The 21,271-nt window shown below is 72.5% G+C and carries 20 protein-coding genes and 1 pseudogene; 9 read left to right on the top strand and 12 right to left on the bottom strand.

Going from position 1 to position 21,271, the window contains the following annotated elements; genetic code table 11:
• Nucleotides 1-52: 52 nt before the first annotated feature.
• The 3 genes and pseudogenes from OHA73_RS03290 to OHA73_RS03280 form a co-directional block, all read right to left on the bottom strand.
• Nucleotides 53-447 (bottom strand): annotated as a pseudogene (locus tag OHA73_RS03290) (catalase); the annotation flags it as partial.
• 16 nt (nucleotides 448-463) lie between these two features.
• Nucleotides 464-1,597, bottom strand: a complete 1,134-nt coding sequence (locus tag OHA73_RS03285; RefSeq protein ID WP_327654091.1) for a sensor histidine kinase — start codon at nucleotides 1,595-1,597, stop codon at nucleotides 464-466.
• Nucleotides 1,598-1,599: 2 nt separating this feature from the next.
• A complete protein-coding gene (locus OHA73_RS03280; RefSeq protein WP_327654090.1) occupies nucleotides 1,600-2,346 on the bottom strand; it encodes a response regulator transcription factor in 747 nt (248 codons plus the stop codon).
• A gap of 123 nt (nucleotides 2,347-2,469) precedes the next feature.
• On the opposite strand from OHA73_RS03280, the gene OHA73_RS03275 reads away from it, so the two are divergent.
• The 3 genes from OHA73_RS03275 to OHA73_RS03265 are packed head-to-tail and all read left to right on the top strand — an operon-like array spanning nucleotide 2,470 to nucleotide 4,546.
• The gene (locus OHA73_RS03275) at nucleotides 2,470-3,162 is read left to right on the top strand and encodes a glycosyltransferase family 2 protein (RefSeq protein ID WP_327654089.1); all 693 of its coding nucleotides are present in this window, start codon (nucleotides 2,470-2,472) and stop codon (nucleotides 3,160-3,162) included.
• On the top strand, nucleotides 3,159-3,797 hold the full coding sequence (locus OHA73_RS03270; RefSeq protein WP_327654088.1) for a TIGR04282 family arsenosugar biosynthesis glycosyltransferase: 639 nt from the start codon (nucleotides 3,159-3,161) through the stop codon (nucleotides 3,795-3,797). The genes OHA73_RS03275 and OHA73_RS03270 overlap by 4 nt, the downstream gene beginning before the upstream one ends.
• The gene (locus tag OHA73_RS03265; RefSeq protein WP_327654087.1) at nucleotides 3,794-4,546 is read left to right on the top strand and encodes a class I SAM-dependent methyltransferase; all 753 of its coding nucleotides are present in this window, start codon (nucleotides 3,794-3,796) and stop codon (nucleotides 4,544-4,546) included. The genes OHA73_RS03270 and OHA73_RS03265 overlap by 4 nt, the downstream gene beginning before the upstream one ends.
• 325 nt (nucleotides 4,547-4,871) lie before the next feature.
• On the opposite strand, the gene OHA73_RS03260 is transcribed toward OHA73_RS03265, so the two are convergent.
• A complete protein-coding gene (locus tag OHA73_RS03260) occupies nucleotides 4,872-6,095 on the bottom strand; it encodes a molybdopterin-dependent oxidoreductase (RefSeq protein ID WP_327654086.1) in 1,224 nt (407 codons plus the stop codon).
• A 113-nt stretch (nucleotides 6,096-6,208) separates the two neighbouring features.
• On the opposite strand from OHA73_RS03260, the gene OHA73_RS03255 reads away from it, so the two are divergent.
• The gene (locus OHA73_RS03255; protein ID WP_327654085.1) at nucleotides 6,209-7,582 is read left to right on the top strand and encodes a hypothetical protein; all 1,374 of its coding nucleotides are present in this window, start codon (nucleotides 6,209-6,211) and stop codon (nucleotides 7,580-7,582) included.
• Between the two features lie 13 nt (nucleotides 7,583-7,595).
• On the opposite strand, the gene OHA73_RS03250 is transcribed toward OHA73_RS03255, so the two are convergent.
• From OHA73_RS03250 to OHA73_RS03240, 3 genes are all read right to left on the bottom strand, one after another.
• Nucleotides 7,596-8,279, bottom strand: a complete 684-nt coding sequence (locus OHA73_RS03250; protein WP_327654084.1) for a phosphoribosyltransferase — start codon at nucleotides 8,277-8,279, stop codon at nucleotides 7,596-7,598.
• A gap of 60 nt (nucleotides 8,280-8,339) precedes the next feature.
• Nucleotides 8,340-8,744, bottom strand: a complete 405-nt coding sequence (locus OHA73_RS03245) for an SseB family protein (protein WP_266717583.1) — start codon at nucleotides 8,742-8,744, stop codon at nucleotides 8,340-8,342.
• Between the two features lie 90 nt (nucleotides 8,745-8,834).
• Complete coding sequence (locus OHA73_RS03240) at nucleotides 8,835-9,248, bottom strand: hypothetical protein (RefSeq protein WP_327654083.1); 414 nt, start codon at nucleotides 9,246-9,248, stop codon at nucleotides 8,835-8,837.
• A gap of 166 nt (nucleotides 9,249-9,414) precedes the next feature.
• Here OHA73_RS03240 and OHA73_RS03235 point away from each other — a divergent pair, with 166 nt between their 5' ends.
• The 3 genes from OHA73_RS03235 to OHA73_RS03225 all read left to right on the top strand — a co-directional run bounded on the left by OHA73_RS03235 (nucleotide 9,415) and on the right by OHA73_RS03225 (nucleotide 14,543).
• The gene (locus tag OHA73_RS03235; RefSeq protein WP_327654082.1) at nucleotides 9,415-10,167 is read left to right on the top strand and encodes a response regulator transcription factor; all 753 of its coding nucleotides are present in this window, start codon (nucleotides 9,415-9,417) and stop codon (nucleotides 10,165-10,167) included.
• Between the two features lie 172 nt (nucleotides 10,168-10,339).
• Nucleotides 10,340-10,810, top strand: coding sequence for an ATP-binding protein (locus OHA73_RS03230; protein ID WP_327654081.1), 471 nt, complete (start codon nucleotides 10,340-10,342; stop codon nucleotides 10,808-10,810).
• A 184-nt stretch (nucleotides 10,811-10,994) separates the two neighbouring features.
• Nucleotides 10,995-14,543, top strand: a complete 3,549-nt coding sequence (locus tag OHA73_RS03225) for a bifunctional glycosyltransferase/CDP-glycerol:glycerophosphate glycerophosphotransferase (RefSeq protein WP_327654080.1) — start codon at nucleotides 10,995-10,997, stop codon at nucleotides 14,541-14,543.
• Here the strand turns inward: OHA73_RS03225 and OHA73_RS03220 are convergent.
• The 3 genes from OHA73_RS03220 to OHA73_RS03210 all read right to left on the bottom strand — a co-directional run bounded on the left by OHA73_RS03220 (nucleotide 14,534) and on the right by OHA73_RS03210 (nucleotide 16,892).
• Nucleotides 14,534-15,184 carry a Pr6Pr family membrane protein gene (locus tag OHA73_RS03220; RefSeq protein WP_327654079.1) on the bottom strand — a complete coding sequence of 217 codons (651 nt, stop codon included), beginning with the start codon at nucleotides 15,182-15,184 and terminating at the stop codon, nucleotides 14,534-14,536. The genes OHA73_RS03225 and OHA73_RS03220 overlap by 10 nt on opposite strands.
• A 160-nt stretch (nucleotides 15,185-15,344) precedes the next feature.
• Entirely contained in the window at nucleotides 15,345-15,740 is a 396-nt protein-coding gene (locus OHA73_RS03215; protein ID WP_266717588.1) for a VOC family protein, read from the bottom strand.
• Between the two features lie 66 nt (nucleotides 15,741-15,806).
• A complete protein-coding gene (locus OHA73_RS03210) occupies nucleotides 15,807-16,892 on the bottom strand; it encodes a LacI family DNA-binding transcriptional regulator (RefSeq protein WP_327654078.1) in 1,086 nt (361 codons plus the stop codon).
• Between the two features lie 283 nt (nucleotides 16,893-17,175).
• On the opposite strand from OHA73_RS03210, the gene OHA73_RS03205 reads away from it, so the two are divergent.
• Nucleotides 17,176-19,539: a beta-galactosidase gene (locus OHA73_RS03205; protein WP_327654077.1), complete on the top strand. Its 2,364-nt coding sequence runs from the start codon at nucleotides 17,176-17,178 to the stop codon at nucleotides 19,537-19,539.
• On the opposite strand, the gene OHA73_RS03200 is transcribed toward OHA73_RS03205, so the two are convergent.
• Both OHA73_RS03200 and OHA73_RS03195 read right to left on the bottom strand, forming a co-directional pair.
• Nucleotides 19,520-20,038 (bottom strand): DUF1772 domain-containing protein, encoded by a 519-nt coding sequence (locus tag OHA73_RS03200; protein WP_327654076.1) that lies wholly within the window; start codon nucleotides 20,036-20,038, stop codon nucleotides 19,520-19,522. The two genes, OHA73_RS03205 and OHA73_RS03200, sit on opposite strands and share 20 nt — an antisense overlap.
• Nucleotides 20,035-20,454, bottom strand: coding sequence for a nuclear transport factor 2 family protein (locus OHA73_RS03195; protein ID WP_327654075.1), 420 nt, complete (start codon nucleotides 20,452-20,454; stop codon nucleotides 20,035-20,037). The genes OHA73_RS03200 and OHA73_RS03195 overlap by 4 nt, the downstream gene beginning before the upstream one ends.
• A gap of 134 nt (nucleotides 20,455-20,588) precedes the next feature.
• Between OHA73_RS03195 and OHA73_RS03190 the strand changes: the two genes are divergently transcribed.
• Nucleotides 20,589-21,269, top strand: a complete 681-nt coding sequence (locus tag OHA73_RS03190) for a TetR family transcriptional regulator (RefSeq protein ID WP_327654074.1) — start codon at nucleotides 20,589-20,591, stop codon at nucleotides 21,267-21,269.
• The last annotated feature ends 2 nt before the right edge of the window (nucleotides 21,270-21,271 follow it).

The following is a 21,271-nucleotide window of genomic DNA, read 5'->3' as shown; positions in this document are numbered from 1 at the left end:
CGCGGCCCGCGCCGTCGGAGTGCCCGAGTCGAGATCGGGGCCCGCCTCCAGCGAACAGCGCCTGCTGCTGCTCGGCGCTCATCAGCCGGAACAGGTTGCCTGGCTGCTCGAAGTAGTTGTCGTCGTCCTCGCGGAAGTCGAACCGGTCGGCTACGGCGCCCACGGCCTGGCTCGGCTCGCGGTAGGCGGGCTGCTCGCGCCAGCGGCCGTACGAGTTCGGCTCGGTGCCGGGCGTGGCCCCCTGGTTGCCGTCGACGCGCATGGCGCCGTCGCGGTGGTAGGAGTTCACCGGGTTCTTCGGCGCGTTGACCGGGATCTGGTGGAGTCGCCGTTCTCGATCGAGTCGGAGAGGTCGCGCTGGTGCGACTCGCGGTCCTTGCCGACGAGGGCCTCGGCGTCGGTGAGGTCCTTGATGCCCTGCTGGGTGCGAAGGAGGGTTCCAAGCCATGCCGTACGGCGGCCATTACGGTGCGGCGGTGCTCGCGGCGGCGTTCGGCAGCGTGACCTCGAAGCGGCAGCCGCCGGGGATGTTGCTGACCGTGGCCCGGCCCGCGTGCGCCTCCACGATGCCGCGCACGATCGCGAGACCGAGACCCGCGCCTGCCGGGGGAGTACGGGCGTGGGTGCCGCGCCAGCCGGTGTCGAAGACGCGCGGGAGGTCCTCCTCGGGGATGCCGCCGCAGGCGTCCGAGACCGACACCACCACGCCCTCCGGCGAGCGGTGCGCGGCGACGGCGACCGTGCCGTCCGCCGGCGTGCGGCGGATCGCGTTGACGAGGAGATTGCCCAGGACCCGGCTCATCTCCTTGCCGTCGACCTCCACCGGCACCGGCTCCACCTGCTCGCCGACGAGCCGTACCCCGTGCTCGCGCGCCAGCGGGTCGGCGCCCGCCAGCGCGTCGCTGACCAGGTCGTACAGGGACATCCTTGCCGGGGCCAGCGGCAGCGCGCCCGCGTGGATGCGGGACAACTCGAAGAGATCGCCCACCATGTCGTTGAGCCGCTCGACGTCGGTGCGCATCTGGCGCAGATAGCGGTCCGGGTCGGCGGCGACGCCGTCCTCCAGCGCCTCCGCCATGGCGCGCAGACCCGCGAGCGGGGTGCGCAGATCGTGCGAGATCCAGGCGACCAGCTCGCGCCGCGAGGTCTCCAGGGCGCGCTCACGCTCACGGGAGGCGGCGAGCTTGGCGCTGGTCGCCGCCAGCTCCCGGCTGAGCTCCTCCAGTTCGGCGGTGGCCGGGGCGTCGGGCGCGGCGAAGTCGCCGCCGTCGCCGAACGAGCGGGCTGCGTCGGCCAGTTCACGGCTGCGCGCCACCACCCACCGGCCGAGGACGAGCGCCGTCGCCAGCGAGACGGCAGCAGCCATCGCCGCCACCAGCGTCACCACGCTCAGGTCGTGCGGCGACAGGAACATGGCCCACGCCACGGCGAGGGTGCCCGCCAGCATCGCGACCACGCCGACGGTGGCGACCACGGCGATCGACGTGGTGAGCGAACGGCGCCGCAGCAGCCGCAGCGCGGCCGCCCCGGCGAGGCCCGTGGCGGCGGCGCCGACGAAGGCGTACAGGGCGATGAGAAGGATGTCGTGAAGGGGCACGGTCAGGCCTCCAGGTCTGCGGCCGCCGGCGTCGGCTCGAAGCGGTAGCCCACGCCCCACACCGTCTGGATCAGGCGCGGGCGGGCCGGATCGTCCTCGACCTTGCCGCGCAGCCGGCGGATGTGGACCGTGACTGTCGACAGGTCGCCGAACTCCCAGCCCCACACCTCGCGCATCAGGTCCTCCCGGCTGTACGCCCGCCCGGGATTGCGCAGGAAGTAGGCCAGGAGGTCGAACTCGCGCAAGGTCAGGGCGAGTTCGGTGCCGTCCCGTGTGACCCGGCGCGCCGCCGGGTCGACCGTGAGGCCCGCCGCGCGCAGCGGGCTTTGCCGTGCGGTGGCGGGGCGGGCGCGGCGCAGCACCGACTCCACGCGCAGCACCAGCTCGCGCGGGCTGAACGGCTTCGTCACGTAGTCGTCCGCGCCGACCTCCAGGCCGAGGATCCGGTCGTCCTCGTCGCCGCGCGCGGTGAGCATGATGACCGGGACGGGGCCGCGTTCACGCATTCGGCGGCACACCTCCAGGCCGTCCATGCCGGGCAACATCAGGTCGAGGACCACCAGGTCCGGTCGGTGCGCGGCGGCCCGCGCGAGGGCGGCTGGGCCGTCGTCCGCGCGGTCCACGCGGTAGCCGGCGCGGTCCAGGTATCCCGCCACCACCTCGGCGACGGTCGGATCATCGTCGACGACCAGGACGCGGGCCGCGCCGCCGTCGGGGGCCGGCCCCGTGGGCTCGTATGACTGCTGCATGCCACCAGCCTCGCACCGCGCCGGGCCTCCGCGACGTCCCGGCCGGGGCCGAGCGGTCGACGTCCGTGTTTCGTAAGGATCTCGCGCCCGAAATGTCGGAATCAGGCTCGTAGGGTGAGACCCGTGACAAGCCCACCCACCACCGTCGACGTGGTCCTTCCCTGCCTCAACGAGGCCGAGGCCCTGCCCTGGGTCCTCGACCGGATCCCGCCGCACTGGCGCGCCCTCGTCGTCGACAACGGATCCACCGACGGCTCCGCCGGGATCGCCCGCTCGCTGGGCGCCGAGGTCGTGCGCGAGGAGCGGCGCGGATTCGGCGCCGCCTGCCACGCGGGCCTGACCGCGTCCGACGCCGACATCGTGTGCTTCTGCGACTGCGACGCCTCGCTCGACCCGGGGCTGCTCGTCCCCTTCGTCCGCGAAGTGGCGGACGGCGAGGCCGACCTGGTCCTCGGACGGCGCCGCCCGACGGTGCGCGGCGCCTGGCCCGTGCACGCCCGCGCCGGCAACCTCGCGCTCGCCCGCATGCTGCGCCGCAGGACCGGCCTGCGCCTGCACGACCTCGGGCCGCTGCGCGCCGGGCGCCGCGAGGCGCTGCTCGGACTCGACCTCACCGACCGGCGCAGCGGCTACCCCCTGCAGATGGTGGTGCGCGCGGCCGACGCCGGCTGGCGGATCGCCGAGCACGACGTGCCGTACCTGCCGCGCACCGGCGCCTCCAAGGTGACCGGCACCTGGCGCGGCACCTGGCACGCGGTGCGCGACATGAGCCGGGTGCTGAACGAGACGCCCGTACGGGAAGGAAGCACGCGGTGAGCACACGCCGTCAATCGCCGGTCGACCTCCTGGTCATCGCCAAGGAGCCGCGCCCCGGCCGGGTCAAGACCCGCCTCACGCCGCCCTTCACGCCGCAGGAGGCGGCGGAGCTCGCCGAGGCCGCGCTCGCCGACACCCTGGAGGCGGTCGCCCAGGCCCCGGCCGCCCGCCGCGTCCTCGTCCTCGACGGCGCGCCCGGCCCCTGGCTGCCGCCCGGCTTCGAGGTCGTGCCGCAGTGCGCGGGCGGCCTCGACGAACGCCTCGCGGCCGCGTTCGCCGGGTGCACGGGGCCCGCGCTCCTCATCGGCATGGACACCCCGCAGGTCCGGCCCGAGCTCCTCACCGTGGACTTCGCCGACTGCGATGCCTGGTTCGGCCCGGCCCTCGACGGCGGCTTCTGGGCCCTCGGCCTGGCCGACCCCGAACCGGGACTGCTGCGCGGTGTGCCCATGTCCACGGCGCACACCGGCGCCGCACAGCGCGCCCGGCTCGTCGAGGCGGGCCTGCGGGTACGCGATCTGCCGCCCCTGCGTGACGTGGACACCGCCGAGGACGCCGCGGCCGTGGCCGCCGAGGCACCGCACGGCCGGTTCGCCGCACGACTGGCGCTCTGTACGGCAGGGGCCGATCGATGAGCGCCCCACCCGCCGCCCCCTGGGCCGGCGCCGACCCGTACTCCGCCGCCCTGCGCACCGGGCGCGGGCCGCTGTTCCTGCGGCGCGCCGACGGGTGGCTGCTGCCCCTCGAGGTGGAGCGATGGTGTGCGCGGGCCGACGCCGTCGACCGGCAGGTGCTGGAACGCTGCGAGGGCGCCGTGCTCGACGTCGGCTGCGGGCCCGGACGGCTCGTCGCGGAGCTCGCCGGGCAGGGGCGTACCGCGCTCGGCGTGGATGTCAGCGATGCCGCCGTCGCCCACAGCCGCGCTTTCGGCGGCCAGGCGCTGTGCCGCTCGGTGTTCGATCCGCTGCCCGGCGAGGGCCGCTGGGACACCGTGCTGCTGATGGACGGCAACATCGGCATCGGCGGCGAACCGGCCGCCCTGCTCGCCCGCGTCGTCCAACTCCTCGCCCCCGGCGGGATGTTGATAGTCGAAGCCGCGCCCGTCGACGTCGACGAGCGGGCGAGCGTGCAGGTCACCGACTCACCGGGGCAGTCCGGAGGTCACCCCTTCCCGTGGGCGCGGCTCGGCACCCCCGCCCTGCTCCGGTACGCGGCCGGGGCGGGTCTGCGCCCCGTCGATCAGTGGTCCGTGGGCGGCCGCTGCTTCGCCGCGCTGCGCACCCGCACGGCGAGCACCAGCGCCGAACCCGCGAACAGCGCCGCCGTGAGCAGCAGCCAGTGGCCGAGGTACACATCGGCGGAGCGGCCGGTCGCCGACCGGTAGCGCTCCTCCTGCGCCCCGCTGATCAGCGGGAACCAGACGAGCAGCAGCAGCGCCGAGAGCGCGGCCGGAACCCGGACGTACCCCACCCGCTCCCGGCGCCCGGCCGTCGCGGCCCCGCGCACCAGTAGCCGGTCCACGCCCGCGTACAACGGCACCAGCACGAGATCGTGCACGAGGGCCGCGCCCACGAACCACAGCGCCACCCCGAACCAGTCGTCGGCGAGCATCCGCACCCCCGCGTACCCGGCGAGCGCGAACGAGCAGAGCAGCAAAAGGAGTTGAAGCGGGCTTCCCAGAGGGATGCGACGCAAGAGTGACATCGTGGTCACACCTTTCCGAAGGTGAGTCGGGCCACCCACTTGGTGTTGAGCACCCCCGGTGCGGCGGGCACGATCACGCGCGCCGGGTAGCCGTGATCGGCGGAGAGCGCTTCCCCGTTGACGTACAGGGCGAGCAACGACCGTGGATCGGCGACCTGGTTGGCGCGCAGCGCGGCGTGCCGGAAGGCGCCGCGCCGCTGCAGCGACTCGACGAGCACATCCGGCGGATCGCCGTCGTGTCCCACGAGCGCCGCCAGGTCCCGCAGCCGTACGCCGCGCCACCACTGGTCGGACGTCGACCAGCCCTCCACGCAGGCGATGGGCAACGCCGAGCTGTGAAGGGGGAGTTGGGACAGTTCGATGCGACTGAGGCGGACCGTGCGGCCCGAACGTCCGACCACGACCAGGCGCCACGCGTCCTCGGCCGTCTCCGCGCGGTCGATCCCCGCGTAGGCGGCGGTCTTGTTGATCTGGAAGCCGTTGGGGCCGGTCCCCGGGTCCGCGCCGCCGTGCGGGGCGAGCAGCGCGGTGCGGCGCAGCGGGCCGTCGAAGCTCTGCCCGGCCGTCGTACCGAACAACAGCAGCGAGCCGCCCCCGACGAACCACAGCGCGCCCCGCCGGGACACCGTCGGCGGATCCGGTCGCGGAGCCACCAACTCCCCCTCCTCGCGCGCACGACGCACATTGCGCACCGCCGCCGGAACCTTCAGCACCGCGTGCGCCACGAACGCGGCGAAGAACACCCACGCCCCGTAGAAGTGCAGCGGATAGAACGAGCCGGGGAAGAGATAGTCGAGCTGCACGTTCATCACCCCCGTGACGAACTCGAAGAGCCCGCCGCCGACCAGCAGCAACAGCGAGACACGTTCGAGCGCGTGCGTCAGTGAACGGGCCGGCGGCAGCGCGAACAGCTTCGGCACCACCGACCACAGCTTTGCCAGCAGTACGGGGATCAGCGCGATGCCGAGCGTGACATGCACGCCCTGCGTGAGCCGGTACAGCCAGTGCGGGTCCGTCGGCCAGGCGAAGAGGTAGAAGCCGAGGATCCCCTTGTCCGGGGTCTTGTCGTTGACCGGGGCCAGGCCCGGGTTGTACGCCGCGTACGAGACGAGGCCGGTCACGAACAGGGCGGTGATGCCGACGAGCAGCACGAGGCCCAGCACGGAGGTGAGCCAGGGGCCGCGCAGCGGGCTGCGCCAGAAGGAGGGCGAGGCGGGGGTGTCGCGCATGTCTCGACCGTAGGCCGCGAGTACCGCCCGTCGGGGTGTGCGACTCATGACGAAACGCTGACATCAGGGCCGGTCGGCGCAGTGCGGGACGCCTCTCGGCCTAGCGTTCCGGTGTGAACCCCCGCACCGACCCTCGCACGGATCCCCGCACCGAACCGCGCGGCACGCGCCGCGACCTGTACGCCGCCGCGGCCGCGCTGCTCCTCGTACTGACCGCCGCGCTCGTCGGCCGCCACATGGAGGACACCTACGGCACCCTGCACGTCGGCGCGCCCCCGCTGTACGGAAGGTGGCTCCCGCACCTCGGCCCCGGCACACCCGCCGCCCTCGCGGTGGCCGTCGCCGTCGTCGCGTACGGGCCCGCCCTCGCGGCCCGGCTCCGCTGGCGCGCGCTGCTTGCCTCGGCCTGGGCCACGGCCACCGCATGGATCCTCTCCCTCGCCCTGATCGACGGCTGGCACCGCGGCGTCGCGGAACGGCTCACCACCAAGTACGAGTATCTGCAGGTCATCGACCGCTTCCACGACATCCCGGCCACCCTGCGCGACTACACGCGGCACATCCTCATCGACTCACCGGACCACTGGCCGGCCCACACGGCGGGCCACCCGCCCGCCGCCCCGCTCACCTTCGTCCTCCTCGACCGCATCGGGCTCGGTGGCGGGGGATGGGCGGGCCTGTGGTGCGTCATCGTCGGCGCGACGGCGTGCGTGGCCGTGCTCGTCGCCGTGCGCGCGCTCGCCGGGGAGGAACTGGCGCGCCGCGCCGCCCCGTTCATGGTCGTCGTGCCCGGCGCGGTGTGGATGGGGGCCTCCGCCGATGCGTACTTCGCAGCCGTCGCCGCGTGGGCGGTGGCCCTGCTCGCGCTGGCGGTGAGCGGGCGTTCGGTCTGGTGGGCGGCCGGGGCCGGGCTGCTGTTCGGCCTGACCTGCTACCTCTCGTACGGGCTCACGCTGTTCGCGCTGATCGGGCTTGCGGTCCTCTTCCTCGGGCGGGGGAGGGTGCGGGATCGGCCGGTGGCACTCGCGGCGCTGTTCTGCGCCGGGCTCGCGGTCGTGCCGGTGGTGTTCACGCTCGCCGGGTTCAACTGGTGGGAGGCGTACCACCTGCTGATGACCCGTTACGACCAGGGCGCCGGCGGCATCCGGCCGTACGGCTACTGGGTGTGGGCCAATCTCGCGTGCACGGTCCTGGTCGTCGGCGTGGCGACGGTGGCGGGGCTGCGGCGGACGGTCGGGCAGCTGGTCCGGCCGGACGGCAGGGGAGGCGGGCAGGCCCGGCTCGCGCTCCTCGCCGGGGCCGCGCTCATCGCCCTGCTCGCCGCCGACCTGTCCGGCATGAGCAAGGCGGAGACCGAACGCATCTGGCTGCCCTTCGCGATGTGGCTCGTCCCCGCCTGCGCGTTCCTCCCCCGGGCGAGACCGTGGCTCGCCGCGCAGGTGGCGCTCGCCCTGCTCGTGAACCACCTGGTGCTCACCGGGTGGTGACAGGGCCTAAGGGTCAGCCGCCGCGGCCGCTTCTCTCGTGACGGTCCTCCCGGGCGTGGAACGCGTTCAGTACGTCCATCACCTCCGCGTCCGAGACCTGCGGGAACCGGTCGTAGCCCTCGCTCACGGCGTGGAAGTCCGCCGGCTGTTCGAGGCAGATCACGTCGCCCGTGTGTCCTCGCAGGTCCGCCACGGTCTGCGGGCTGCCGACGGGCGCGGCGAGGACGAGGCGGTCCGCGCCCCGGCGGCGTAGCGAGAGGAGGGCCGCGGTGGCGGTGAGGCCGGTGGCGAGCCCGTCGTCGACCACGATCACCGTCCGGTTCTCGACCGGGGGCGCGGGGCGGTCGGTGCGGTACACGTGGGCGCGGCGGTGCAGTTCGGCGCGGGCCTCGGCGACATCGGAGCCGAGCCCTTCCTCGCTCAGGCCCAGGAGTTCCAGGGCCACCCGGTCGAACAGGGGCGGCTCCTCGCCGACGACGGCGCCGATCGCGGTCTCGCGCCGGCCCGGCACGCCGATCTTGCGGGCGACCAGGACGTCGAGGGGCGCGTGCAGCGCGTGCGCGACGGGCGCCGCCACGGGGACGCCGCCGCGTGGCAGCGCGAGCACGACCGGATCGACGAGATCGCTGGAGTCGGCCCACTCCAGCATCCGCAGGGCGAGTTCTTCACCGGCGTGCGTACGGTCACGGAAGGGCACGGGGCCTCCTCTGTGGTCGTCAGTGGTCCTCGGTGGGGGGTGCGGTACGGAGGGTCCTGCTCAGGTCCGGTGGCCGAGCAACTCCCGTACGCCTGCGCCGTTGAGCGTCAGGGCGTCCGGTGAACCCGCGTCGATCGTCATCGACAGCTCCGTCGGCCAGCTCGCGGCGAGCGCGCCCAGCGGCACCGGCGTGCAGCGCGAGATGAACGGAAGCAGTTCCGACATGCGCAGCTCGGACGTGAAGAGCGGGACCAGCTGCTCGCCGCCGGGCTGTTCGATGACCGGCAGGGACAGCCCGGGGGAGGCCGCGTCCTGTTCCGCGCCCACCTCGTCGGGCACGGGCACGAGGACCTCGCACTCGGCGAGCGCGTCGAGCGCGCCCTGGTCCTCTGTATTCATGCTGAGAGCGCTGAGCGCCTGCTGTGCGGGGGAGGAGCCGTTCTGCGGGGTTGCGTTCGAATCCATGATCAAGCCTCTGGTGGATGGTGGGTGGCGCCCCCGCGTACCCAAGGGACACCGGTCCATGCAGCAGAGACCGTAGCGACGGCGACCGGCTCAGGCCGCCGCCCGTCTCGCCCAGGCGCGGCCCCACCGCCCCATCATGTGCGCGCACAGCGGCCGGCCGTGCAGCAGCTCCACGCCCTCCGTCGCACCCGTGGCGACGAAGAAGCGGCGGCCCATGGACGACTGCAGCGTGGTGGTCCAGCGAAAGCCGTCACCGACGGCGATCGCGCCGCGTAACAACTCGTGGCCTATCCCCTCGCGGCGCCACAACTCGTCGACCCAGATCCCCTGGATCCGACCGACCGCGCAGTCCTCGCACAGCCGGAACCGGACCTCGGCGATCTGCCGGCCGGCCTGGGTGCGGGCGGAGATCCGCCACTGGCCGTCGGCGCCGGGGCGCTGTTCGGCGAGCATCACCACGGTTCCGTCACCGGTCGTGATCAGCCCGCCCGTCCTCCTACGCATGCGGGCCTCCTGCGGCGGTGCTGTGTCGGAGTTGTGCCCGCGCATCCTTTCACGCGACGGGGCCGTGATGACAGGGGGTGCGCGGGGGTGGTTAGGGGCCCGGCCGCGCGCCGGTCCGGCCGCTGCACCGCGGCGTTCTGTGCGGCGTTCTGCATAGACTGAATCCGTGCATTCCGCCTATAACGGAAAGTTCCGCAAGGCTCTCCTGGGGTGCGGGGAGAGCATCCCGGCCGAGCGGGCGGCCATGCTGTGCAAGGAAATCCTCGGCCTGGACGCCGTGACGGCCACAACCGCCGTCGAGCTCGTCGAGCGGGCCGCGGACGCCGCCCCCGACCTGGTGATCAGCGTGACCGACCTGCCGGACGGCAGTGCGATCGACGCGGTGCGGGAGCTGCGCGGCGGCGGTGACACCGTGCCCGTCGTGCTCCTCACCCGGCACACCGAGTCCAACCGGCGCGTGGCCGCGTTCGCGGCGGGCGCGGACGAGTACATCGTCGTGCCCGCGGACGCCACCGAGATCCAGATGCGCATCAGGGCGCTGATCCGGCGCTGCGTCTGGGAGCGCGAGACCGCCGCGCCGGAGGCGGAGCCGCAGCCGGAGGAGCCCGATCTCACGGGCGGCGTACGGGTCGGTGACATCGTGCTGGTCGACGAAACCCGCACCGTCACCCGTGCCGGAACCCCCGTGGAGATGACCCCCACCGAGTACGGGCTGCTCGAATTCCTCATGGCCCATCCCCGGCAGGTGCTGTCGCGGCAGCAGATCCTCGGCGCGGTGTGGGGCCCGCACCACCAGGGCAGGGACGCCGTCGACACCTACATCCGGTATCTGCGCCGCAAGCTCGACCCGCTGGGCCCACCCGCGATCCACACCAAGCGCGGCTACGGCTACGTGTTCGACCCCGAGCGCGAGGCCTGACCCGCACCGTTGCGCGCGGCGCGGCGCGGCGCGGCACGGCGCCGGGGGCGGCTCCCCGAGAACTCCCGCTGAACGCCCGGCGGTCGCACGCCGTATTCCTAGCTGCTTTCACGGCTGCGCCGAATGTCATGGGAAGGGTGCCACCCCCACGTCCCGATCCGGAGGAACCGTCATGTACGTCTACCGCGCGAATGAATCGAGCGAGCCGAGCGCAGCGGACGGTCGGCAGTCGCTGCCCGAATACGCGGAACGCTCCCGCCCGTTGCTGACCTGGAACCAGTCCGTCGAACTCGCCGCCGCGCAGGCCCGCGAGCGGGTGCGGCAGGCGCTCGGCGCCTACGCCGTCGAACCGCGCGCCGTCGACGCGGCCGTCGTCGTCGCCAGCGAACTCGTCGCCAACGCCTGCCAACACGCCCGCGGCCCCTACCAGTTGCGCCTCAGCGTGAGCCGCACCTTGTGCGTCGAGGTCCTCGACCGCGGCCCCGGCCTGCCCGCCGCCGTCCTGCGGCGCACCCCTGTCGCGACCGACTCCGTCGAGCGGGGCCGCGGTCTGCTGCTGGTGGACCGGCTCGCCGGCGGGGCGTGGGGCAGCCGGAGGCTCGCGGGCGGGCACTGCGTGTGGGCCGAGATTCCGGCGCGCTGAAGCCCCTCGATCCCCGAATCCCTGTCCCGATCCCCGCATCCCGATTCCCGATTCCCGGAGAACTCCCGGGGGCCGCCCCGGCATCTCCCACAGCGGTCACGGATTGCCCCGCTTTGATGGAAATGGCTGGTCGTGGAGCTTCGGCTCCTGCCCGCGACCGGCATCCGTCGAACCCGGAGGGATCATGCCCGAGGCCGCGCCGCGACTCAGCGTCGTCGTACCGTTCCAGAACGTGGACACCTATCTCGAGGAGTGTCTGCGCTCGATCTCGCTCCAGACCTTCACGGACTTCGAGGTCGTCCTCGTCGACGACGGGTCCACCGACGGCTCCGGCGAGCTCGCCGCCCGGCACTGCGCCGCCGACCCGCGCTTCCGCCTCGTCCGGCAGGAGGCGCACGGCCCCGGCCACGCCCGGAACACCGGTCTGCGGGCCATCCACCCGGACGCCGAGTTCCTCGCCTTCGTGGACGGCGACGACGTCATCCCGGACTACGCGTACGAGCTGCTGATCGGCACGCTCGCGAAGAGCGGCTCCGACTTCGTCTCCGGCAACGTGCGCATGATGAACTCCCGCACGTCCTGGCCCTCCACCCTGCACCACAAGCACCTGGCCCGGGACCGGCGCCGCACCCACATCACCCGGCACCACGGCCTGATCTTCGACCGCACCGTGTGGAACAAGGTGTTCCGTCGCTCCTTCTGGGACCGCGTCGGCATCACGTACCCCGAGGGCATCCTGTACGAGGACGTGTGGGTCAACCTCGTCGCCCACTACAGCGCCGAGCGCGTCGACGTCGTCGGTACGCCCGTCTATCACTGGCGGCGCAGGGACCGGGGCGCCGCCCCGTCGATCACGCAGACGAACCACGCCCTGGGCAACATCCGCGACCGCATCACCGCGGTCGGCTCGGTGAGCCGCTATCTCGCCGAGCGGGCGCGGGAGACCGGGGAGTACGTCGAGCACAAGCGGCGCTACGACCGGTCCTGCCTCGAGTCCGACCTCATGATCCACCTCAACGCACTGTCGGACGCCGACGACGAGACCCGCGCGCACTTCATGCGGCACGCGGCCGCGTTCGTCGACGCGGCGGCCGAGGGCATCGTCGAGGAGCTGGGCGCCGTCGACCGCGTGAAGTGGGGCCTGGTGTGCGCGGGCAAGCTGGACGAGCTGCTGTCCGTTCTCGCATTCGAGCGTGGCAACCGCGGCTCGTTGCCCGTCCGCCGCCGGCTGCGCCGCCACCTCGCGTACCCGCACCTGGGCGACCGCGGCGCCGGCGTACCCAAGAGCGCGTACCGCCTGGGCCCCGAGTTCACCCTGCGGGGCTCGCTGGTCAGCGCGGAGTGGGAGGGCGGCAAGCTGCGGATCGCCGGCCGCGCCTACATCCGCAACCTCGACGTCGGCAAGCGCCGCCACTCGCTCAAGGCGGTCGCGCTGCGGCAGAAGAAGCAGGGCCGGTTCCTCGCGCTGCCCGCGCGCACCACCTACGCGCCGGAGGCCACCGAGCACTCGGGCCAGCAGCGCTACTCCTACGACTGGTCCGGCTTCGAGGCCACCATCGACCCCGAGCGCCTCAAGCACAAGGGCCGGTGGGTGGAGGGCACTTGGGACGTCGCGGTCGGCGCGTTCAGCCGCGGTCTGTTCCGGTACAAGTCGCTCATCGCCGGTGACGCGGGCAGCGCCTCGCACCCGCGGGACTTCTACGTCGACAAGAACGTCCGCGTCGTCCCGCTCTTCGTCGACGGCGCGCTCAAGCTCCGTGTGGAGATCGTCCGCGCCCGCATCATCGGACACCGCGTGAGCGGCGAGCACCTGGAGCTGCGCGGCGTGCTCCTGGCTCCTGAGACGCCGCCGGCCGCCACGCTGCGGGTCCGCGCGCTCACGGGGGCCGCCGAGCACGACGCGCCGGTCGACTTCAAGGACGGCGGCGAGGGCTGGTGCACGTTCCGCACACGGATCCCGCTGCACGCACTCGCGCCTGCGGGCGGTGAGGACACCCCCGAGGCATGGCGCGTGGGCAGCAACGGCTGGAAGACCTCGCTGCACATCCCCGGCCGCGAGCGCCTGCTGTACCCGGTCGTCGCCCCCGACACCGCCGACGGCGCCTACCCGCTGCCCGACCGGGTGGCCGCCGACCGCGAGGTCGTCGTCCTGCGCAACGCCCCCGGCTACCTGGTGCTCTTCGTCCGCGACGAACTGCCGGTCGCCGACCGGTGCGCCTGGGCCGACGACGGCCGCCTGACCGTCGAGGGCGCCTTCCCCGGCCAGGAGCACCTGTCGGCCGAGGAGCGGGCGGGCCTGCGCCTCGTCGTGCGCTCCCGTGCCAAGGGCGAGGAGCGGGACTTCCCCGTGGAGTGCCTGGCCGGTCGCTTCCGGTTCGCGATCGACCCCTCGCGCGTCGACGGGCTGAACGGCGCGGTGCCGCTCGCCGCGGGCCGCTGGGACTTCGCGTTCCGCGTGCCGGGCCGCACCCGCGACCTCGTGCTCAAGGCCCGTCGTGACCTCGTCGCCGGACTGCCCAGCGAACGCACCCTGGCCGGGCGCCGCTTCGAGGTGCAGGCCCAGCAGCACGACCGGTTCACCCTGCGCTCCCACTCCGGCATCCCGGCCGCCGCGCGCGGACCGTACGCACAGCGCCAGTTGCGCACCCGCCACTACCCGCACTGCCGCAAGCGCCCGGTGCGCCCTGCGGTCCTCTTCGACAGCTTCCGCGGCGCGCAGATCGCCGACAGCCCGCGCGCCGTCTTCGACGAACTGGTGCGCCGGGGAATGGAGTTGGAGCTGCTCTGGGTCGTCCGCGACGACCAGGTCGAGGTTCCGGAGCACGCCCGCGCCGTCCGCATGTGGTCACCCGAGTGGTACGAGGCCCTGGCCCGCTCCCGGTACCTCGTCTACAACAACCACTTCCCGGCCTGGTTCCGGCGCCGCGAAGGGCAGACCGTCGTCCAGACCTGGCACGGCACCCCGTTGAAGAAGATCGGCCACGACATCGAGTCGGTGCACTTCTCCGACCAGGGCTACCTGGACCGGCTCTCCACCGAGGTCGGCCAGTGGAACATGCTCGTCTCGCCGAACTCCTTCAGCACCCCGATCCTGCGCCGCGCCTTCGGCTTCGAGGGCGAGATGCTGGAGACCGGGTATCCCCGCAACGACGTGCACCACCACACGGAACAGGAGCAGGCCCGGCGCGCGGCGCTCGTCCGGGAGCGGATCGGTCTGCCCGAGGGCAAGAAGGTCGTCCTGTACGCGCCGACCTGGCGCGACGACCAGTACCACGCGGCGGGCAAGTACACGCTCGACTTCCGCATCGACCTCGACGACGCGCGGGCCCGACTCGGCGACGACCACGTCCTGTTGGTGCGCCGCCACCCCAATGTCGTGGACCCGGTGCCGGGCGCGGGCGACGGATTCGTCTTCGACGTTTCCACGTACAACGACATGGCCGACCTCATGCTCGTCACGGACGTCCTGGTCACCGACTACTCGTCCCTGATGTTCGACTTCGCCAACACCGGCCGGCCGATGCTCTTCTTCACGTACGACCTCGACCACTACCGGGACACGCTGGGAGAACGCCCGGTTCCTGGGCAGGGCGCAGGTCGCGGAGGACGGGGCCTGGTCCTGGACGCCCCGCACCCCGATGGCCGACGGCGAACACGTCGTCAAGGTCCTGGCCCTGAACGCCGACGGCGCCGACTCGGAGCGCACGGTGGTGCGCTGCCGTGTCAGAAGTGATCGGGAAGTGGCAGCGGCCGCTTGAGTCGGCGACCGAGGCGCCGGTCGATCCACCCGAACAACCAGGCCAGCAGGGCCGCGACCACGAGCACCCCGACGATGTTCCGCAGCGCGAGGCCGTAGCCGCGCGCGTGCGCGTCGAGGAACGGATACGGGTACCAGTCCGTGACCGCGCCGTGCACGAGCGTGTACGCGATCCACAGCGTCGGCCACACGAACGCCCACCCCACGGTCGCGCCGTCGATCCGCCCGCGCGGCCCGAACAGCAGCCAGCCGAGGAGCGTCATCGGCGGCGCGACGTAGTGCAGCCCCACCGTGATCCACAGCGAGACACCTTCGGCGTGGATCTGCGGCGCGAGGACGATCGCGAACACCAGACCGGTGATCGTGATGCCGAGCAGCGCGTCGAGCCGCAGCACCCGCCACCCGGCGCCGTCCCGGCCCGGGCGCAGCACCAGGATCACGGCGCAGGCCAGGACGAGGATGTTGCTCTGGATGGTGAAGTAGCTGAGCATGCGCACCAGCCGGGTCCACGTGCCGGCCTCGTCCCCTGTCGTGTCCCCGGCCCCGGCGGAGGACCCACCGCTGAACACGAGCACGAACTGCGCGACGAGCGCCGCCGCGACGACGACGGCCAACACGCCGTGCCACAGCCGGGAGGGGCCGGAGGCTCGGTCAACGACTGCTCGGGGCGCGGGTCCTGTGATGGTGATGACGGACTCCTCGATCTGAGACGTTGTGCATGTTTCATCGAGTATGACCGATATGGGGATGACGATGAGGGCGGGGTGCGCCGCGTGGCTAGTCGGACGGCGCCAGCGTGCGTAGAACGTCGAACTCGTTGCCCTCGGGGTCGGCCATGACCACCCAGTTGCGGCCGGGGCCCTGGCCCACGTCGACCTTGGTGGCGCCGAGGGCGAGCAGCCTCGTCGCCTCGTCGTCGGTGCTGCGGTCGACCGGGCTGACGTCCAGGTGGAGCCGGTTCTTCACGCTCTTGCCCTCGGGTACGCGGATGAACACCAAGGTGGGCGGCATCTGGCGGGCCCGGACCTCCTCGACGGTCGGCTCCCAGGAGCCGATCTCGACCTTGTCCTCGCTCCGTTCGAGCACCTTGAAGTCGAGGACCTCGCACCAGAAGGCGGCGAGCCGCTCCGGATCGTGACAGTCGACGACCAACTCGGTGAATCTACTGGCCATTTGCTCCCCCAGGAGGTGTGGACGGGGGCTCAGCCTATCCAGCTGTCCAGCGAAAGGGGCCGGGCCTCAGCAGCCGCAACTCGCCCTGCGTACCAGCGAAACCGGCAGCGTCAGCGACTCGGGTTCCTTGTTCCCCTGGCCGCCGAGGCGCCGCACCAGCAGCTCCACCGCCTCCTCGCCCATGCGGCGCATCGGCTGACGGACCGTGGTGAGCGCGGGGCGTGCCATGCGGCCGAGCGGGATGCCGTCGAAGCCGGTGACCGTCACGTCCTGCGGCACGCGCAGACCTCGCCGCTCCAGAGTGTGCAGGGCGCCGACCGCCATCTGGTCGTTGGCGAAGAGCAGTGCCTCGGGGTGCTCGCCGGGGCGGTCGAGCAGGGTGTCGGTGGCCTGCGCGCCCTCCGCCTGCGTCATCATGCCGACGCGCACATCGGGTACGTCGGCCACGTCGATGCCGGCGGCGCGGCAGGCCTCGGTGTAGCCGTGGAACCGGGCCTCCACGTCCGGGGAGTCCTCCGCCGAGCCCACGTAGGCCAGGCGGCGCAGGTCGTGGTCCTCGATGAGATGGCGGGTCAACTCGCGCTGTCCGTCGGCGTTGGCGACCTGGATGTGGTCGAGCCGCACCGGCCGGTCCTGCTCGCCGGGTTCGCGCGGGCCCGCCAGCATCACGACGGGCTGCCGACGCGATATGAGCTCCAGCTCCTCCGTCGGGACGGTGCGGGCGAGCACCGCGAATCCGTCGACACGCCCCGCCACCTTCGCGACCAGGGTCTCGGGGCCGCTCTTCAGCGATGCCGCGATCAGCAGCGCGTAGCCGTGCCGGCGGGCGGCCCGCTCCATGCCGCGGATGATCTGGTCGGAGTAGAGCATCGCGGCGTTGTCGTCCGGTTCGTCGCCGACCCCGGCCTCCGCCTCCGACTCGGCGTCCGGATCCGAGTAGTCGGGAAAGCACAGGCCGAGCACGCCGGTCGAACGGCTCGCCAGGCCCCGGGCGTTGCCACTCGGGACGTAGCCGAGCTCGCGGGCGGCGGCGAGCACCCTCTCGCGGGTCTGTGCGCGTACGGAGTCGGGGTTGCGGTAGACCCGCGACACGGTGGCGATCGAGACGCCGGAGCGTTCGGCGACGTCGTACACCGTGGGGGTGGTGGTCATGTGGGCGGCCCCCGAGTCTGCTGCGGGGGCGTGACCGGCCCTCCGACGGATGAAAGCGCATTCACCATAGGTGGGGGAGCGGGGCGGAGCAAGGCTGGCGCCTTCGCGGGGCCGGGGCGCGGCCCGGCGGGGCCAGGTGCGGTCCGGGGCGGAGCCCGGCCGAGTCAGGCGCAGGTCCGGGGTACAGCCCGGCCGGGCCAGGCGCAGGTCCGGGGCGCGGACTCAGCCGCGGCGGTACCCGGCCCAGCATGCCCCGCCGCGCGCCGGTCACCCGGTTTTCGGTGTGCCGCGCCCACCCCTCCGACTCCCCGTCCCGTACCTCCAGTTCAGCAGGTTGCTGAAGCGCGCGGACTGGCAGTCCCGCCTGGACCGCGGGAAGGAGGCCGGGCTCGACACCATCGCCACGTACATCCCCTGGATGTGGCACGAGACCGGCGACGGCAGCCTCGACGTCACAGGACGCACCCGTCCCGAACGCGATCTCGGTGCCTTCCTCGACCTCTGCCGCGACAACGGCTTCAAGGTCATCGCCCGGCCGGGCCCCTTCACCATGGCGGAGCTCAAGGGCGAGGGCGTGCCGCTCCGTGTCGGCAAGGACCATCCCGAGATCGTCGGCACCGGCTGGGACGGTGCCGAGGCCACCACCGCCGCCCTCGACTACCTCGCCCCGGCCTACCTCAAAGAGGTCGAGCGCTGGTACGCGGCCGTCATGCCGGTGCTCGCCGAGCGCCTGCACCGCAAGGGGCGGCCCGGAGTCATCGCCTGCCAACTCGACAACGAGATCGGCATGCTGGCGTGGGTCAGCAACGGCCCGAACCTCACCACGGGCCTCCTGGCCGACTTCAACGACTGGCTCGATGCGACATACGGCGACGGTCTCAAGGACCGCTACCCCTTCGCGGGCGCCTCCGCCGACGAGCGCGACAAGGCGATCCGCGCCCCCAGGGACGCGTACGCCGCCGCGCTCATGCACGACCTCGGCACGTTCATGCGCGGCCGATTCGCCCGCTACGTCGACGAGTTGAAGCGCTACGCGCACGACGGCGGTGTGTCCGGCATCCCCTTCCTCATCAACATCCACGGCACCGGCGGCGGCACCGCAGAGAACTTCCCCATCGGCATCAGCCAGCTCATGGAGACGTACGCGGGCAGGCCCGGCATGATCGCCGGCGCCGACTTCTACCTCGGCGATCTCGACCTCCACAACGTCACCGACCTCTACCTGATCAACGCCTTCATGGACGCGGTCGCCGACGACGACCAGCCCCTGTCGGCCCTTGAGTTCGACGCCGGGCACGCCGACTACGGCAACACCCTGTCGGACCAGAGCGACGCCGAGAGCACCTGGCTCAAGACCCGCCTCTGCCTCGCCCAGGGCAACAAAATGCTCAACTACTACTTGTTCGCGGGCGGATTCAATCCCAAGCTCGACGAGCCGACGGGCGACGGCAACGACCGCATCGGCATCACCGGCGAACGCCACGGCTTCGCCGCGCCCGTCGACCCCGAGGGCCAGCGCGGCGTCAGCTTCGAGCCGACCCGGCGCAGCGCCCGCTCGGTCCGCGCGCTCGCCCCGCTCCTTGCGACGGCCCGCCCCGAGTACGACGACGTGGCCCTGGCCTTCGTACCCGACCACTACCTGACCGAGTACCACCCGCCCGGGCGGGACACGGCCGACGCGGTCCTCGCCGATGTGCAGAGCACCCGCGGCTACGGGCCCGGCGGGGCGCTGACCCGAGCCATGCTCCTCGGCGGCTTCCGCTACCGAAGCATCAACCTCCAAGCGGGGGACGTCGATCCGAAGGACGTGCCGGTCCTCGCGCTCGCCACCGGCGAGTACCTCGCGGCCGCCCTGCAGAAGCGGCTGGTGCGCTACCTGGAAGCGGGCGGCAAGCTGCTCCTCTCGGGAAAGGTGCCCGGCAAGGACATGGCGGGCGAGAGCTGCACGGTCCTCCAGGAGGCGCTCGGCCTGAAGCCCGAGAAGACCATGACCGACGCCGACCGGTTCTGGCTGTCGGTGTCCGCACACGGCTGGGCCGAGGGCATCGCCGAAATCCGCGTCGGCAAGGCCCAATTGTGCGCGTCGAGCCGCGGGACGACGATCCTGCGCGAACTCACCACCGGCAAGGGCTGCGGCTTCGACATCCCCGTCGGCAAGGGCCGGGCCGCCGTCGTCGCCACGGACTACCGCTGCGACCTCGACTTCTGGCTGGGCGCGTTCCGTGAACTCGGCGCGACACCTGCCGTGCGGCACTCCGCCACCCGCCCCGGCGTCTTCCTGCTCACCACGCGCGACGCCGACGGCGGCCGCCTGCTGCACGCCTTCAACGTCACCTCCGGATACGCGGAGAACGTCTCCGTCACCGAGAAGGGCAAGGCCCTCTTCGGCGGCGAACGCCTCCACATCCCCGGCCGCAGCGCGGCGATCCTGCCGCTGGGGGTGACGGCGGGCGGCCTGCGCCTCGCCTACGCCACCGCCGAGATCACGAGTGTCGGCGACGGGCAGGTCACATTCCGCGCGCTGGGCTCCGAGGCCGTGGTCGCCGTCGACGGCCCGGCCCGCTGCGAAGGTGCCAAGTCTTCGTCGGAGGGTGGGCGGACGCTGCTGCGGGTGAAGCGGTCGGAGTTCACCGTGCGGAAGGGCTGAGAGCGGCGGCCCGGTCCACCTCCGCCACGCGCGGCCGCAGGGCGAGACCTATCAGGAGGGTGAACGCGACGACGGCGGTGAGGGTCCGGGTGATGTTGAACAGCTCCCAGCGCCGCAGGAGTTCCGCCGTGTCCGCCGAAGCCCCGTGCACCGCCCACTGTTTGATTCTGCCGTTGATCGGGACGTTCCCGAAGCGGGTGACAAGGAAGGACGTGATAGTGAACGCGCACGCCACCGCGGCCACGGCCCGGTGGTGACCGCGCGTGAGGACGGCGAGAGCGAGGGAGCTCAGCGCCGACACGGCCATCGCGGCCTGCATCGTGATCCCGTTGACCTTCATCAGCTCGGTGTGGAAGTCGAACCGCATGTTCTGAGGCACGGCGTCGAAGGTGGGAGCGAGGTTGGCGGCGCCGTACCCGAACGCGCCGGCCAACAGGCCCGTGGCGAGCAACGCGATCCCGTGGACGAGCCGGATCCGCGCGGAGCGGGATGCGTTCACGTGGCCGCCTCCGCCTCCGCCTGGACGCCCGGCTCGGGAAGAGTGCGGGTGAGCTGGTGCGCGCGGTGCATGCGTCCGTCGTCCGTGAAGTCCGCGAAGAGGAGGACGTCGGTGCTGGCGGGGCCGCCCTTGCGGGTGCCGGCGTGGATGGTGAGGCGGGCGGCTATGTGCGTGCCGTCCGCGAATGCCTCGTGGACCTCGAAGTGCCAGTCCGTCACGTTCCTGGAGACCGGCCGCAAGTGATCGCGGAGGCGCTGGTGATCGAGCCGGATACCGTCGCTGAACTGCACGATGTCCGGGGTGAAGTGGCGCTCCATCACCTCGTCCGGAGCGTCGCCCCGGACGGTCGAGGAGGTGAGGGAATCAAAGAAGGCGCCGATGAACGTCGCGGGATCGGCGTCGGCGAAAGGCGGCATGGCTGCTCCCCGTGGATTCCGTGGATTCTCGATGTGCACGCCGGCGCCACGAGTCGGCGAGCCCTGGTCGGCTACGATCTCTTACAGGTCTGTAAGATATCCCCGATCCGGTAATTCTGACAAGGGTGTAAGAGATGGTTGCCTCCGAGGAACGCCGCCCGCGCCGTCGGGCCGATGCAGAGCGCAGCAGGACCCAGGTGCTCGACGCGGCGGCCCGACTGCTCCGGCAGCAGCCCGACGCGGGAATGGCGGCCATCGCGCAGGCCGCAGGTGTCACCCGGCAGACGGTCTACGCCCACTTCTCCTCGCGCGAGGGTCTGGTCAGGGCCGCGGTCGACCGGATGACGGCGGAGTCCGTCACCGCGCTCGAAGCCGCGATGCTCGACGAGGGATCGGCCACGGCGGCGTTGTTGAGGTTCCTCGACGCGTCCTGGCGGTCGTTCGAGGAGAATGCCCCGCTCCTCCAGGCCGCCGCCCCGCCCCCGCAGCCCGGCGACCGAGCCGGGCGGGACCGCGAAGAGGGCCGGGACCGCGAAGAGGATCGGGGTCGCGAAAGGGGTCGGGGTCGTGAAGAAGACCGGGACCGCGAACTCCATGAACCCGTCACGGAACGTCTCGCCCGGCTCGTCGAACGGGGGCAACAGGCAGGCGAGTTCACCCCGGACCTCCCCACGCACTGGCTGGTCGCCTCGACGGTCGCCCTCGGCCACGCCGCGGGCGACGAGGCGACCTCGGGCCGCATGACACACGCCGACGCCGAGGCCGCCTTCCGCCTGAGCGTCCTCCGCCTCTTCGGCGCCCCGCCCACGTCGTAGGA

This window comes from Streptomyces sp. NBC_00483, assembly GCF_036013745.1.
Classification (GTDB): domain Bacteria; phylum Actinomycetota; class Actinomycetes; order Streptomycetales; family Streptomycetaceae; genus Streptomyces.
The sequence above is the reverse complement of the archived record's forward strand: the minus strand, read 5'-3'. Positions and strand labels throughout refer to the sequence as shown.